Below are 12,965 nucleotides of genomic sequence, written 5' to 3'. Positions count from 1 at the left end.
CCATGGCCGGTCGACAAAGCCGGCGGCACTCACTGGCCACGATGTCGCATCAGTCGAACGAACCTTGCAGCGGATAGTCGCCGCGGCCTCGGCGACCTCGACCGATAACCACTCAGTCACACATCCAGCATGTCCGCAGGAGCCGATACTCATTCGGGCTGGATCGCTTCCCACGGCACCCACTGGCGCACGACGCCACTGAGACCTTTTTCGGGGGGCGTGCTTTCGGTTGTTCCGGGTTGGCGGCGAAGGATGAGCCCGCAGGTGCCGCAAGAGTAGGCGATCCGGTAGGCGGGCTTGCCGTCGATCGTCAGGTAGCGGCTGGGGCGTTGTGTTCAGTAGACCCCGAGTCGGGGTGTCTTCGTTCCCAGGGGCATGAGTTCACTTCGGTCATGGTCGGAGTCTGCCCTGATGTCGGTTTTGGGCATGGCGGATTACTCGCCGGCTCACCGCCTGATCAGGCGTGAGCGGTGATGGAGTTGCCGCCGGTGGTTCGACTCTCACGCGACGTCCGCGAGGAGCGCGGCCGCCCAGAAGAAGACTTTGGGGTTGCCGAGGCCTGAGTCGTTGAGCCATTGAGCGGCCCGGCGCGCGCTCTGCTCGTCGGGGATCAGTCCCCGCTGTCCCGGCTGGACTCCGGTGGCCCGGTGGACGTCGGCGACGAGGCCTCCCAGACAGGTCCAGGTGTGCCAGCGTCCGCTGTCGAAGCCGACCAGTTCGAAGCCCAGCCGCTGTGCGGTGATGCGCGGGAACCTCTCGTGGTTGGCGAGCCGTTCTGGGAGGCTGCCCGCTGCTGTGTCCCAGCCGCCGTCGGCGATATCGGACAGTAGGCCGGGAACATCTGCTGTGGCGAATCCGACCGCGAGCACGTGTAAGCCCGGCTTGCCGGCCTGGTCGCGCGCCGCCTCCGCTTCATGAGGGCTGGCGAACCAGTCGTCCCAGCCATTGGGGTCGACTGGCGTCAGGTCGACCACGCAGTCGCTCAGCGACACCAGGCCAGTACTGGGAAGGCTAGCGTCCTGCCAGTCCTGCCGATCAGCGCGCGTGGCTACCCGATAGCCGGCAAGGGCGTAGCCGGGCTCCATCGCGCTATCCCCTTTCGAGATCAGTCTTTAACGGTTTGTCCGGACAGTCGGCCTCGACCCATGTTGCAGAGAGATCGCGGCATACGATACTGATGGACCCGGTGTGGCAGGCAATCTCGTGGGCGCATCCGTCCGGGTGCGGCAGCACCTCGTCCAGGATGACCTCACCAAGTCGGGTCACGCGAGGCATATCTGATGCGATCTGCAGCGTGAAGCTGACCACGCCCGCGTAGCGGATGGTCAGGTCTTCCTCGTGCTTCCAGCAGTTGTGTCGCAATCCGAGCTGCATCCATGCGCCGTCATCGTCCTCACCGGACAAGAGCTGGTCCAGCTTCAGATCATGGACACACCGCGCGTTGCTGAAGTCGTAGTGGCCGGGTTCTGCAGCGTAGGCCGCAGCGCCCTCGGGCAGCGCCGCACAGAGCTCGGGCAGCCGGTCGAGGTACTCCCGCGGGCTGATCACGCCGTCGATCTCGCCGATGGTGGCGGAGAGGTTGACGTACTTCACTGGCCTGCCAATCATCGAGTCTGCGTGCGGGTCTGGCTGGACCCGAGCTGCTCACAGCCGTCGACGAACACCATGGCTTCGAAATACAGGCGGAGCGTCATCTTTCCGCCGAACCAGCCCGGCCGGCGTAGTGCCGAGTTCGACTCTTGGAGCAAAGTAGCTGCGGATACTGCTGATCGTACGGCTTTTTCCTGCATCACTGGTCATGGCTTGTTTTCTGTTCGGCGGCTCGAATAGCAAGGTAGTCGACCCAGTCTCGGCGGGCGTAGGTGACCCAGCACATGGTGGTGTTGACGTGGGAGGGCCAGTTGTCTCGGTCCGGCGCCGCGCAGAACATCAGCGCCACCGTATTCCTGGCGGGGAGCCGCCGCCAACAGCGAAACTGAGAGACACGCCTGTAGTTGTGGAATTGAGCTGGCATGCTGGGTATCCGAAACACGGACGGCCGAGAGCACATTCATAGGAGCCTGATCTAACGGCTCGATCCTCGTTGTTCGGTCAACTGGGCGTGTGTGGGCCTCTTTTAGGGGTCAGCATCGATAGAGCGCGGTGGGATAGGGGGTGAGGCGAATACTGGGTACGGATTGGAGTCGAGTCGGCGATTAGCGCCGGGCGGTCGGTCCGGCGCGCGCCGACCTCGAGCGTCGGGGATGCGTGGTGGTCTCGTGGATGGTGCCTGAGAGTGTGCGGTGCGCGGTGGCTGCCGATGCGATCGGCCTGGTGGAGCAGGCGGGTGTGCGCCGTGATCTGGTGGTGGCGGAAACCGGGTTCACGCTGCAGCGGATGCGGAACGTGACGAGGGCAGAGATTTCCGGGGGTGGTTCGGTAATCGAGCGAATTTATCAATCACCGGTGTTGTCTGCCGTGCTGGCGGAGGTGGTCGGTGAGCCGGTGTTTCGGTGTCCGTACGAGCCGGAGCAGTTCGTGATCACACGGCTCGAAGAGTCTGGTGACACGCATGTTTGGCATTGGGATGATTACAGTTTCGCGCTGGTGTGGGTTGCCGAGTGCCCGGCGCCGGTGTCGAGGTCGGCGAACTTCGCGTACCGCAGGTAGTTGCGGTCGCTTGGTGATGCGTAGTCGGGGCACTCGGAGGCAGGGATCTCCGAGCCCACGATGTCGACGCGAGCCACCGGTCGCAGAGCCAGAATTCGTGCAACGTTGCGGCGGTGCCGCCGTCCAGATGTGTGGCTTTCAGGGATCGAGGACGCTGGCGAGCAGTCCCAGCCGGGATGCCGGTAAGGCTTGATGGCGGCGGCGCGGAACTTCTGCAGGATGCCGAAGTCGCTGTGGTCCATCACTCCAGCCCTCGTGCTTCCCGCGCACGCGGGGATTACCCGAACGGGAACGGCAGGCCGATCGGTTTGACGACGCGCTCCCCGCGCACGCGGCGGATGATCCCGCCTCAGACGTCGGCAATCAGTGGGCGAACTGGCGCTGCCCGCGCAGCGGGGACGATCCGCCCAGGCTGCCGCCGATCGGGTGCGACTGGGCTGTAGTTGGGGGTCGTGCGCCGCGGGTTGTCATGTCAGAGGTCAGTTCTCCAGCCTTGGTTGATGCGTTCGAAATAGGCGTCGTCGGCGGCCTGGATTTCTTCTTCGGTCATCTGTCGTTTGGGTTCGGCTGGTTCAGTCTCGTTCTCGCCGAGCATTTCCCGTAGCGGGCCGCGGAGGGGGAGGTCGGCGGTTCCGATGATTCTTTCGATTCTGATGGCGGCATCGGCCCGCGCCTTGCGGTGACAGTCGAGCAGCGCGTTGGTCAACTCTGAACTGGACCAACCCATGGCGGCGGGCGCGATCTGCAGGTTGGTGATGTCGCCGCTGGCGTTGACTTCGATCGAGACGCCACGAACCTCGCCGCGTCCGGTTACGGTGGCCGACGATTTCGCCAAAGTATCCCCGCTGCGGCGGATCAGGGCGATCTCCTGCTGGAGTTGCAGTTCCCATTTCTGCAGATCGGTCATGACCGGCCCAGCTTCTTCAGCACTTGCTCGACAATGTTGGGGATGGGCCGTTTCTCGTCGCTGCGCACCTTCTCTTGACCGGTGTGGATCCGGTAGTGGCGGGCAAGTTTGGGGCCTAGCAGTTTGACTACTTCGGATTCGTCGAAGATGTTCTCCACGAACGACACCGCGATCAGGTCGGACACCGGATTCTGCCCGTCACCCCAGGCGACTTCCAGGCGCGCGAACAACGGCGCCAACCGTGCTGGCGGGTCCTCGTGGTCGCGTGCCACTCGGGTCACCCAGCGGGCGATGTCGGACATGAGCAACGTCGGCAGTATCTCGTCGTAGTCGTGAACGTGCTCGGCGATGAGCGGCCGGATCTCGGGCTCGAGGTCGGCGAGGCCTCGAATGAATCCGGCCTGTTCGGGTACCAGGCCTCTCGACCAGGCGTCGATCAGCTCCAGGATCTCTTTGTCGCTTCGGTCATTCATGTTTCGCCTCGTCCTCTATCGTCCGGCCAGCGCGTCCATGAGGTTCTGCAGTTCTCGAATCGCGACGGCCCGATCTGCGGGGTCGGTATTGGCCTTGTTCATCAACCATTTCGCGAGTCCTCTTTGTGTCTCCATGGCCTTCTGCAGATGCCATCGACCTTCCGTGGGCTCCAGGGTCTTCAGCTCGTTGCGGACCGCGTCGGCGGTGGTTCCATCCCCGATTCTGTTCGGGTTGTTCGAACCCTTGTAGAGGTCGTCGAGAATGTTCTGCAACTTGGGGTCGTTGACGGTTGGTTTGACCGCCGGTGGCTTGGGTGCCGCTCCGGGGGGTGGGCCTGCGGGGTCTGATCGCCACCACTTGGTCTTGGCCTTGTCCAGCCATTCACCGAGCTTTGTCAGCATCGGTTTGAGCTTGCTGGTGACCGCAGTCCCGATCCGGCTGACGAGGGTGACGACCTTGCTGACGAGCCGGTCGATGATGCGTCCGATGCGGGCGGCGTAGATGCCGATCCTGGCGGCGAGTGCGCCGTGCCCGCCGAGTTCGGACAGCCCTCCGGTGAGGGGGATCAGGACAGCCATCCCCGTTTCCCATGCCGCGGTCTCGATGGCCATCTTCTTCAGCTCGTCGAGGATCTCGTGGTGAGCGTCATCGAGGTGCTGGGCGTACTCGCCGCAGGCGTCACCGATCTCCCGGAACGCGGCCTGCAACTCGACGAAGTTGCCCGAGGTCTCACTGCACCTCGCTACGGCGGCAGGGATTTCCGGCGACTGCTGGTTCATCAGCAACCCGACCGCGTTGGGGAACGGCACCGTTGCGGTGTCCAGTGCCGTGGCTGCGGCGTACCAGACGTCTTTCGCGGCTCTCAGCTGATCTTGATGCCCATTCGGCCAGACCAGACCGGACACCGATCTGATCAGCGACCAGCCGAACGGCTCCGGACCGCCACCCCCACCAGCCGAGGGAGCCACGATCGCCAAGCATGGCTCGATCCATGGTGCAGGCGCCGGGGGCGGCTGCACCCCGTTCGCGTTGGCTTCGGCGACGGCGTGGTTGTGGGCCCCGGCAGCGATCAGGTCACTGGTGCGCGCGCAGGTGGACACCAGCTTCGACGAGGTTTGTAAAGCCGCGTCCACAGCTTCGTCATAGGATTTCGCACACTGAGTACCGGCGTTGTCGCTGCCAGCCATCCCGCCGTAGCCGGACAGTGTCCGCACCAATGCGCCGTGCACGTCGGTGGCGTCGTCCCGGATGAACGCCACCCCCTCAGCCGCGGAGCGGTAGTCCTCCTGTCGGCAGACGATGATCGGGAAACTCGGGGTGGGGCTCACGGCCACATTCCTTGGTTCGTCTGGATTGCCCCGGTGTAGTTCGTGTGGGCTCGACGCGCTACCTCACGCAACTCGTCGAGGTTTTCCCGCATCTCGCCGGCACCGGCCATCCACCGGTTGTGCGCGGCGCGTTGCGCTTCAGCTGCCTGACTGGACCAGGACAGATGAAGTTCGGCGACCTTCTGGTCGACTTCCCGTAACCATCCCTCGACCTCGGAACCAAATGTGGCCATGGTGGCGATCGCGTCGTCGAGCTGCTGGAGATCGACCCGGTAGCTGTAGTCGTCGGCCATGACCTACACCTGTTCTCCTGCTCGCGTGATCGAGTCCTGGTTGGCGAAGTCCCGTATCTGATACCGGTTGGCTGCATCGAGCAGGTTCGCCGCAGAGGTGTCCAGCGCGGCAACGATCTCGTCGGCACCCTGTTTCCATTCAACCCAGGACTCGTCATAAGCCGACGCCGCTTTGCCCTGCCACCCGTCAGCGAGGAGTTCCTTACCGATCGTGGTATCCAGCAGCGCCACCTGATCCCTGATGATCTGGGCTTTGTCAGAAATGAACCGCGCGGCCTCACGAAGCTGATCCACTTCCGCCTCGAGCTCGTCGGACATACGCCTCCCCTCGTAGTGTCGGTCCGCAGACACGCCATGACTATAGGACGCACCGAAGAACACACCGGTTCCCTGTCCGGCCCACCCACAAACGGTTCAGTTGGTGGGTGGGCTGCTGGTCGCCGGAGATGGGTGTGCCGAATCAACGCGCCTGTTGGGACGGAAGTGTTCTTCCCGGAGGCTGGGAGGAATCCGGCGGAGTGCCGCCGGCTGGTCAGTGTGATGACAGTGGTGTCAGGGCCTCGCTCATCGAGCAGCTGTTGGATCGTGGGACGCATGGTTCGGCGATATCGCCAGACGTATCCCGGATGAAGTTCCAGGTGATGCGGTCGTAGACACCGTCTTCGGTGTTGCCTCCGCGGTAACGCCAGCGGCGTTGCAGGACTCCGAGCAGGCAGGTGATCGCGGGCAGGTCGAGGAAGATCGGTGTCGGCTGCTTGTATCCGGATCGGCAGTGTGCTGGCCGCCTTCGATCAGCCATCGAGGTGTGGCAACCAGTTGGTGTTGGCGGTCGGCGAATTCCTTCTGCGGCAGGGGATTCCAGCGGGGTCGTAGAAGATGGCGTCGAGGTGGGGGAGGGGGAGATCGAGCAGTGCGGCGAGTTGGCGGGTGGGGTAGGTCTTTACCGGAGCCGCCGCAGCCGATGATGGCGATCCTGTCCATGCCCGGCAACGCTAGCCGCGCGGGCGAGCATCGAACTGCTGTATTCGGGGTGGCGCGATCGAAGAGGCCCGTTCCTCACAGCCCGAGGCCTTCGTCTGGCTGCCGATCGAATGGCTCGGCCTGCTCGCCAGCGACCTCGAGGGATGTGCTGTCAGCCGGTTCGTTGTGTGGTCGGAGTTGTTGTTCGTGCGCGAGCTGGGCCGAGCCGAGGGTGCGGCGGCGGTGTTGTTCGGCGCGGTACTGGTCGAGTTGTTGGTGGATATCGGCGATCCGCGTCCGGGTTTCCTCGCTGACTTGGGTCCATGCGTCGGTGCGGGGGAGGTGCGCGCTGGGCGTGTGTTCTGCGTTGGTGTCGAGCAGTTGGTCCCAGCCGTCGGCGGGTCCGGCGAGCAGGATGGCGTCGCGGTTGGCTTTGCGGGCGGCGGCACGTGCGGTGCTGTGATCACGGCTGCGGTTGGTTTGTTCGGCGATGAGGGTGTTGATGCGGGTCTGGAGTGCGTGGCGTTGGCAACGGCGGTAGCCGGGTGTGGCATCGAGGGCGGCGCGCGCTTCGTGGAGTTCGGTCGCGACCGCGTGGACGGCTTTCACTGCAGCGTGGAGTTGTTGGTCGGCGGTGCGGGCGTCGCGGATCGCCTGTTTAGCGGCTTTGTGGTGGCGAATGAGATTGTCGGCGTATGGGTGGCTGTCTGTGGTGTGTTGGGGCGGGTTGAACAGGAAGGTGTCGGTGTCAGCGAGTGCGAGGCGCTGGTGAAGTTCACTGATGTGCTCGTCGATTTGGGCGTCGGTGAGAACGAACAGTGGATTGTCCAATGCTGGATCGGCGATGGTCGAGTCGTGGGAGCGTGATTCCGGCGCGGTGTCGGGCAGCGGGTGGTCGCGGATCCATGCTTCGATCGCGGCCCGGTGCGCGGGGTTTCGGGTGGCGCGCCAGTCGCGGCGGAGCATCGCGCGGGCGGCGGGATCGGGTTTGGTCGCCGCGATGTGGTCGCAGCGGGCGGTGATGTGGTCGGCGGGTTCGTGGTCGGGGATGGCGGGTTCGTGGTTGTCGCGGCAGTCGCCGCATAGGCCGTCGTCGGCGCGCCGCGGTGGCACAGGGGTGGCGTCGGTGCGGGGCCGTTCGAGGCCGCAGGCTACGCAGCCGAGTCCGCGGGTGTCAGGTAGGGCGGCGAGGTCGTAGTCGAGCGGGCGGTAGGTCGGGCGGGCGTCGGGCAGCACAGGGCGGTAGTAGTGATGCACGACGCCGTCGGGGACGAGGTCATTGTAGGGCTGGTCGTCGATGTCGGCGCGGGTGTCGTGGTAACCCTGCTCGGCCCGGCGGGCCTGGATCTGCGCGTCGGTGAGAGCATCGCGACGTGCGGCCGGGTCGGTGTGTTCGTGGTGATCGCGGGCGGCTTCGTGACGCCGGTAGGCGGGTTCGGCGGGTGTGGTGTCGGGTTGGTAGACGTGCGGGTCGACGGCCGGTGTGCACGCGTCGATGAGTGCTCGGTGCTGGGGGAAGCGTTCACCGGCCCACCGCAGGCGTGCGCGGGCGACGGGAAAGCTGTAGCGGTAGAGCGTTGCCGCGATGTCCGAGAGGACCGTGCGTTGATCATTGGTGGCAATGTCGGTGAGGTCGCGGAACGCGCTGACCGCGGCGGTGATCTGGCCAGTGCGAAACAGCTCTGCGACCCTGCGGATGCCTTCGGGAAGGTCGCCCACGGACTCGTCCGTGCGCGCGTGCTCACGCTGGAATTCGGGGGCCTGTGCCGGTCCAGGCTCGACGTGTGGGCTGCGGTCGTGTTCGGGTCCGGGTTCCGGGGTCGGGGTGGTGGGTTCAGGCGAGGTAGCGGGGTGCGGTTCGGTGCCAGTCGGGGTGGCGTAGTGCGGGGTGTGGGTGTGGTGCAGGAGGGCATCGATGCGCCAGGCCAGGGCGTTGGCGAGTTGGTCGGGGCGTAGGCCGGTTGTGTCGTCGGGTTGGGCGGCGCCGAGGAGGAGTTCGTGGGCGGTGGTCAGTAGTTGTTGCGGTGTCCAGTCGGTGCCAGTGGCGTGGTCGATCGCGGCGACAACGCGTGGCCATGCCGGGTCGTTGGTGACGCGGTCGGCTGCGTCATCGCCCAGCACGGTGTGCAGATCGGTGATCCAGTCCGGGCGCAGGTTTCGGTGGCCGAGGCCGGTGTCGAGGGCAGACGGTTCCAGTTCCAGGCGCGACCACAGTGCGGCGGCAGGCATGTCATCAGGCAGCGGCTGTTGTGCGGCGGCGTCGGTGAGGAGGGTTTCGATGTCGATTCCGGCGCGGGAGGCGACCTCGATCTTGTCGGCGAGGACGGGCCAATACGGGTCGGTGACGACTCGGGCGTCCAGTTGCTGGAGGGTATCGGCCCATTTGTGGACCGGCAGACGGGTATCGCCGAGCGCGTCGGTGACCCGCGCGTCGAGCAGCTGCTGGTGGTCACGTTCGAGTGCGCTGTAGCGGGGTGGACCGGTCGGCCGAATGTCGCGGTCGCCGACGTGCAGCGCGGCGCGCCAGACCGCGAGCTCGGCGAGCAGCCCGGGATCGGAACCGACCAGGGAGCGGGCCCAGTGCGGTGCCGTGACTGGTGACCACGACTGGACGTCGCGGCGGATCTGCGCGGCAAGGTCGCCGACGATCTGGGCGCGGGCGGCGAGTTGGGTGGAGTCGAGGTCCGCGCGCAGCCCGCGGGGGATGCCGGGCGCCCACGGTAGTGGTCCGACGCCGGTGGAGTGCGCGCCAGAAGGGTCCAGACGCCAGTCCAGCACGGCGGCAACGTCATCGGCGGTGTCAAGTTCCCGCGCGCTGGCGGCGGTGTGCAGGGCAGCGATCGGATCACGCCCCGATAGCGCGATCGCCGCCAAATGCTGACGTAGCACGGGGTAGGCGGGGCTGTCGGTGAGGTTGCGGCGTAGCGCTTCCGCGGCGGCGTCGAGACGATCCAGGCCGTCGGGACCGAGGGCGTGTTCGGCGGCGACACCGATCGCGTCGAGGTAGATATCGAGCGCGCGACCGATCCGCCGGTGTGGGTCGAGCGCGTCACGCAGCTGCGTGTGCGCCGACTTTTGTGCGCCGTCGCGGCCGAGGATGCGCACCACCACCTCGACCGCAGTGCGCGGAAACACCGCCGGTTCGCTCCAAAAGGAGCCTTCGCTGCCGTCGAGCGCGGTAGGGACGTAGGCATGGTTGGCGTGCACGCCGCGGGTCATCGCGACGTAAAGCTGTTGACGCGACTCGGATCCGGTGAGCGCGACATGGCAGGTATCGACGGTGATTCCTTGCGCGGAATCGATCGTCGTCGCGTACCCGAGGCGCACATGCGTTGCCACATATTCGGCGGGAAGACGCACACACTCGCCCTGTTTTCCGCCGGAACGTAGGTGTGTGGCGGTGAGACTGCCGTCGTCGTGGACGGCGGTGACGGTCCAGGTGTAGCCGTTACGTACCCAATCACGTGCCCCGATACGCAGTCGAGGGTTGTTGCGGCGGGTGCGGATTGTGTCACCGACCGAGGCCGCGAGGCCGTCGGCGAGGACGCATTCCGCGCCCACGCCGACACCGTCGCGGGTGATGCGGTCGGCGCGGGCACGGGCGTTGAGCGCGGTCACCACCTCATGCGTCGGGGCCAGCATGATGCTGTCGCGGCCGGCGAGATGGTCGGTAACCCAGGCAGTGTAGGCGTCATCGTGCGTCGCGCCCTGGTGTCCCACGTGCACACGTGAGTTGTCCAGATACCAACCGAGAGCTGCGGGATCGCCTTCGCGTAGTTGCAAACTGGCCGTCGCCTCGGCTGTTGAGGCGAACCGCACGACATGGGTGAGGGTCATGCTGTGTTCGGGTGCGGCGGCGTTCATGTCGGCGTCCGCGCCGCCGGCCTCGATCGCGGGCAGCTGGTGATCGTCACCGATGCAGCGGACCGTCGCCCCGCGATCGGCCAGAAACCGCAGCAGCCGAAGGCGTTTGAGGTTGCCGAGCTTGACATGCTCATCCACGATCACCAACGTGTCGGAGTCGATCTGCAGCACCCACTCCGGCAATGACGGCGGGACCCCGCGCTCCACAGCAGGATTGTCAGGGCGCGGCGTGTGACGCGCCACGACGTCGAGGACCTTGTCGACAGTCTCCACCCGGGCGCCGATCGACTCACCCAGCACTGCGGCGGCCGACGCGGTAGGCGCCAGGCCGAGTACCTGCCCGCCGCTGGCGTGCCAGGCATCGGTGAGCACGGTCATCGCAGTCGTCTTCCCCGAACCGGCCGGAGCGTTGGCGGTATGAACCCGCAAACCCGAGGTCGCGAAGCCCTCGATGACACTGATCTGCCCGGCATTCAGCGGCCGATCCGGAAATGCAGTGTTGTAGTAGCGGACCGCCGCGGTCACCAGGTCGGGCGAGAGTCGGCGTGCGCCGGACTGCACCGACAGCTCGATCAGCGCCCGTTCCACCGACAACGTGCGCGCCGAGGTGTACAGCGCAGAGTCGGACGACGTGTAGACGCTGGAGCCGTCGCGACGACGCAAGAGCTCACCCACAGTGCGCAATTCGGGCTCGTCAGCGATATCAGGGTCACCAGGTTCGATCGACTGCGCCGAGGAGAGTGCTTCGGTCAGGACGGCTTCGGTGGCATGTCCCCAATCCTGGCCTCGAATGCGACCGCGCACCTGCCGCTCTACCTCGGCGCGCACATTGTTGCGCCGCCAGGTCGATCGGTGCTCCGACACCACCTTCAGCACGTGGCCTGCGGTGCGCGCAATCCACTGCGCGGACACCGCAACACGGGGCGCACGCACCGGATTCAAGGCCGCCACAACCATCCGCGACAATGCTTCCCGGCCGCCGAGCAACGCCACCGCCTCGGCCCGCCATGTGCGGCGTTGTTCGGCCAGCGACCGCAGTTGGTGTTTGGCGGGGCGGGTTTCCAGGGTGGCGCGCTGGGCCAACTCGTACATCTCCCCCGGGATCGGTTCGCGCCCGAACCGGTGTTGGAAGTCCGTGGCGAGTTCACCCAAGCGCACCTTGATCGCCGCTTCGCGCCGCGACCATGCTTCGATCAACCGCGCCGGTACGCCGACGATTTCACGGATCGGGCGCTTGGCCGGATCTGGGGTGGGGCGTTCGGCGAACTCGACGCCGACGAGATCTTCGAGGTGGTGTTCCAAACGGGTGTTGTAGATCTCCGACACCGTGACCACGACCCGGTAGATCGTGGCGCCATCCAGCGTGCGCCACTTGCCATCGAGCGTGCGCACCCGGTTGGCGATCAGTACATGGGTGTGCAGGTCCGGATCCCCGGCACGGGAATCGCGGTGGGTGAACCACGCCGCGACGACGCCTTCCACATCGACCTGACGCACACCATTGCGACCCAATCGGGTGAAGATCCCGTGCCCTTTGAGCCAGCTCAGGGCGTCGCATACCGCCCGCTGGTGCGCGGTCTCGATCTTCACCGCGACCGCCCGCGGCGCGAGAGCCCACAGCGCCGACACCGACTTCACCGGTGAGAAAGTGATATCGAAACCCGCGACCGCGGTGGTGTTCGGCCGCGAGTTCTTCGCCACCCACCCGGACAATTCCCGCTCACTCAGCGGCGCGCGAGCATACTGTTCGGTGAACATTTCAAACGCGACAGCGCTGCGGATAAGTGCCCGCTCCGCATCAGGAATGGCGTCGTGCGCGTCTGCTCCGTGCGCAATATTGTGTAGCTCGAACGCGTCCACGCATCGCTTCCGGAACTCGGAAACCGCGGCATAAATGCGGAATGGGTTGCCTAAACGCGAGGCGTGATCGGCTGCACGTGCCGCATCTTTGTGTTTGGCACCGAGGCGGATCTGTTCGTCGTAGACCTCGGCTTCGATCAGGTCGGCGTTGGGATGGCGACCCAGTCCGAACAGGGACTTCATCTGTTCTTCGCTGACTTCGTCCCCAGCGGTGATACCGAGCGCCGGCAAGCCGGCACCGTGCCAGCGCCCGGGTGCTTCGCCGTGGGCGGAGTAGTATTCGGCCAGGCTGGAGCGACCGCGGGAGCTGGCGTCCTGCGCGGCCACATTACGCAGGTAGTACTGATAGCCATTGCCTGCCACGACTTTATGAATGGTCGCGGTCATATATCCATCAAGCGCCTATGTGGCACTCGATTCCAGGGCGGTGATCTACCTATTTATATAGAAATAGCGCGAATCCCCTGGTCGTTACCGGAAAGTTATCCTCGATGCAAGAGGTGTGCTTGAGAAAATAGAAAAAGAGAGGAGAAGGTGAGGTGTGGAAGAAGTGTAGTAGGTAGTAAGAGTGGGGCGAGGGGTGGATGGATGTGGACAAGCGGATAGATGGCGTGGGAGAGGCATGGTGTC

11 protein-coding genes are annotated in these 12,965 nt (G+C 65.4%); 1 reads left to right on the top strand and 10 read right to left on the bottom strand.

What is annotated here, in order from left to right:
- Positions 1-500: 500 nt before the first annotated feature.
- Both OHB12_RS11710 and OHB12_RS11705 read right to left on the bottom strand, forming a co-directional pair.
- The gene (locus OHB12_RS11710; protein ID WP_327118889.1) at positions 501-1,085 is read right to left on the bottom strand and encodes a hypothetical protein; all 585 of its coding nucleotides are present in this window, start codon (positions 1,083-1,085) and stop codon (positions 501-503) included.
- Between the two features lie 4 nt (positions 1,086-1,089).
- Entirely contained in the window at positions 1,090-1,593 is a 504-nt protein-coding gene (locus OHB12_RS11705) for a hypothetical protein (RefSeq protein WP_327118888.1), read from the bottom strand.
- Positions 1,594-2,262: 669 nt separating this feature from the next.
- Here OHB12_RS11705 and OHB12_RS36250 point away from each other — a divergent pair.
- On the top strand, positions 2,263-2,649 hold the full coding sequence (locus tag OHB12_RS36250) for a HalD/BesD family halogenase (protein WP_442800015.1): 387 nt from the start codon (positions 2,263-2,265) through the stop codon (positions 2,647-2,649).
- On the opposite strand, the gene OHB12_RS11700 is transcribed toward OHB12_RS36250, so the two are convergent.
- The 8 genes from OHB12_RS11700 to mobF all read right to left on the bottom strand — a co-directional run bounded on the left by OHB12_RS11700 (position 2,571) and on the right by mobF (position 12,722).
- Positions 2,571-2,891, bottom strand: coding sequence for a hypothetical protein (locus OHB12_RS11700; protein WP_327118887.1), 321 nt, complete (start codon positions 2,889-2,891; stop codon positions 2,571-2,573). The two genes, OHB12_RS36250 and OHB12_RS11700, sit on opposite strands and share 79 nt — an antisense overlap.
- Before the next feature lie 230 nt (positions 2,892-3,121).
- Entirely contained in the window at positions 3,122-3,556 is a 435-nt protein-coding gene (locus OHB12_RS11695; RefSeq protein WP_327118886.1) for a hypothetical protein, read from the bottom strand.
- Positions 3,553-4,029: a DUF7674 family protein gene (locus OHB12_RS11690; RefSeq protein ID WP_327118884.1), complete on the bottom strand. Its 477-nt coding sequence runs from the start codon at positions 4,027-4,029 to the stop codon at positions 3,553-3,555. The genes OHB12_RS11695 and OHB12_RS11690 overlap by 4 nt, the downstream gene beginning before the upstream one ends.
- Positions 4,030-4,044: 15 nt before the next feature.
- The gene (locus OHB12_RS11685; protein WP_327118882.1) at positions 4,045-5,358 is read right to left on the bottom strand and encodes a WXG100-like domain-containing protein; all 1,314 of its coding nucleotides are present in this window, start codon (positions 5,356-5,358) and stop codon (positions 4,045-4,047) included.
- Positions 5,355-5,651: a WXG100 family type VII secretion target gene (locus OHB12_RS11680; protein WP_327118880.1), complete on the bottom strand. Its 297-nt coding sequence runs from the start codon at positions 5,649-5,651 to the stop codon at positions 5,355-5,357. The genes OHB12_RS11685 and OHB12_RS11680 overlap by 4 nt, the downstream gene beginning before the upstream one ends.
- Before the next feature lie 3 nt (positions 5,652-5,654).
- Entirely contained in the window at positions 5,655-5,969 is a 315-nt protein-coding gene (locus OHB12_RS11675) for a WXG100 family type VII secretion target (RefSeq protein WP_327118878.1), read from the bottom strand.
- A 214-nt stretch (positions 5,970-6,183) separates the two neighbouring features.
- A complete protein-coding gene (locus OHB12_RS11670; RefSeq protein ID WP_327118876.1) occupies positions 6,184-6,450 on the bottom strand; it encodes a hypothetical protein in 267 nt (88 codons plus the stop codon).
- Between the two features lie 257 nt (positions 6,451-6,707).
- Positions 6,708-12,722: a MobF family relaxase gene (gene mobF, locus OHB12_RS11665; RefSeq protein WP_327118874.1), complete on the bottom strand. Its 6,015-nt coding sequence runs from the start codon at positions 12,720-12,722 to the stop codon at positions 6,708-6,710.
- Positions 12,723-12,965: the final 243 nt, after the last annotated feature.

It is taken from the genome of Nocardia sp. NBC_01730 (genome assembly GCF_035920445.1).
Classification (GTDB): domain Bacteria; phylum Actinomycetota; class Actinomycetes; order Mycobacteriales; family Mycobacteriaceae; genus Nocardia.
The sequence above is the reverse complement of the archived record's forward strand: the minus strand, read 5'-3'. Positions and strand labels throughout refer to the sequence as shown.

Coding starts and splice junctions, on each gene's coding strand:
- OHB12_RS11675 (WP_327118878.1), bottom strand. CDS start 5,969: ATGTCCGACGAGCTCGAGGCGGAAGTGGATCAGCTTCGTGAGGCCGCG.
- OHB12_RS11700 (WP_327118887.1), bottom strand. CDS start 2,891: ATGGACCACAGCGACTTCGGCATCCTGCAGAAGTTCCGCGCCGCCGCC.
- OHB12_RS11690 (WP_327118884.1), bottom strand. CDS start 4,029: ATGAATGACCGAAGCGACAAAGAGATCCTGGAGCTGATCGACGCCTGG.
- OHB12_RS11680 (WP_327118880.1), bottom strand. CDS start 5,651: ATGGCCGACGACTACAGCTACCGGGTCGATCTCCAGCAGCTCGACGAC.
- OHB12_RS36250 (WP_442800015.1), top strand. CDS start 2,263: ATGGTGCCTGAGAGTGTGCGGTGCGCGGTGGCTGCCGATGCGATCGGC.
- OHB12_RS11695 (WP_327118886.1), bottom strand. CDS start 3,556: ATGACCGATCTGCAGAAATGGGAACTGCAACTCCAGCAGGAGATCGCC.
- OHB12_RS11710 (WP_327118889.1), bottom strand. CDS start 1,085: ATGGAGCCCGGCTACGCCCTTGCCGGCTATCGGGTAGCCACGCGCGCT.
- mobF (WP_327118874.1), bottom strand. CDS start 12,722: ATGACCGCGACCATTCATAAAGTCGTGGCAGGCAATGGCTATCAGTAC.
- OHB12_RS11670 (WP_327118876.1), bottom strand. CDS start 6,450: ATGGCTGATCGAAGGCGGCCAGCACACTGCCGATCCGGATACAAGCAG.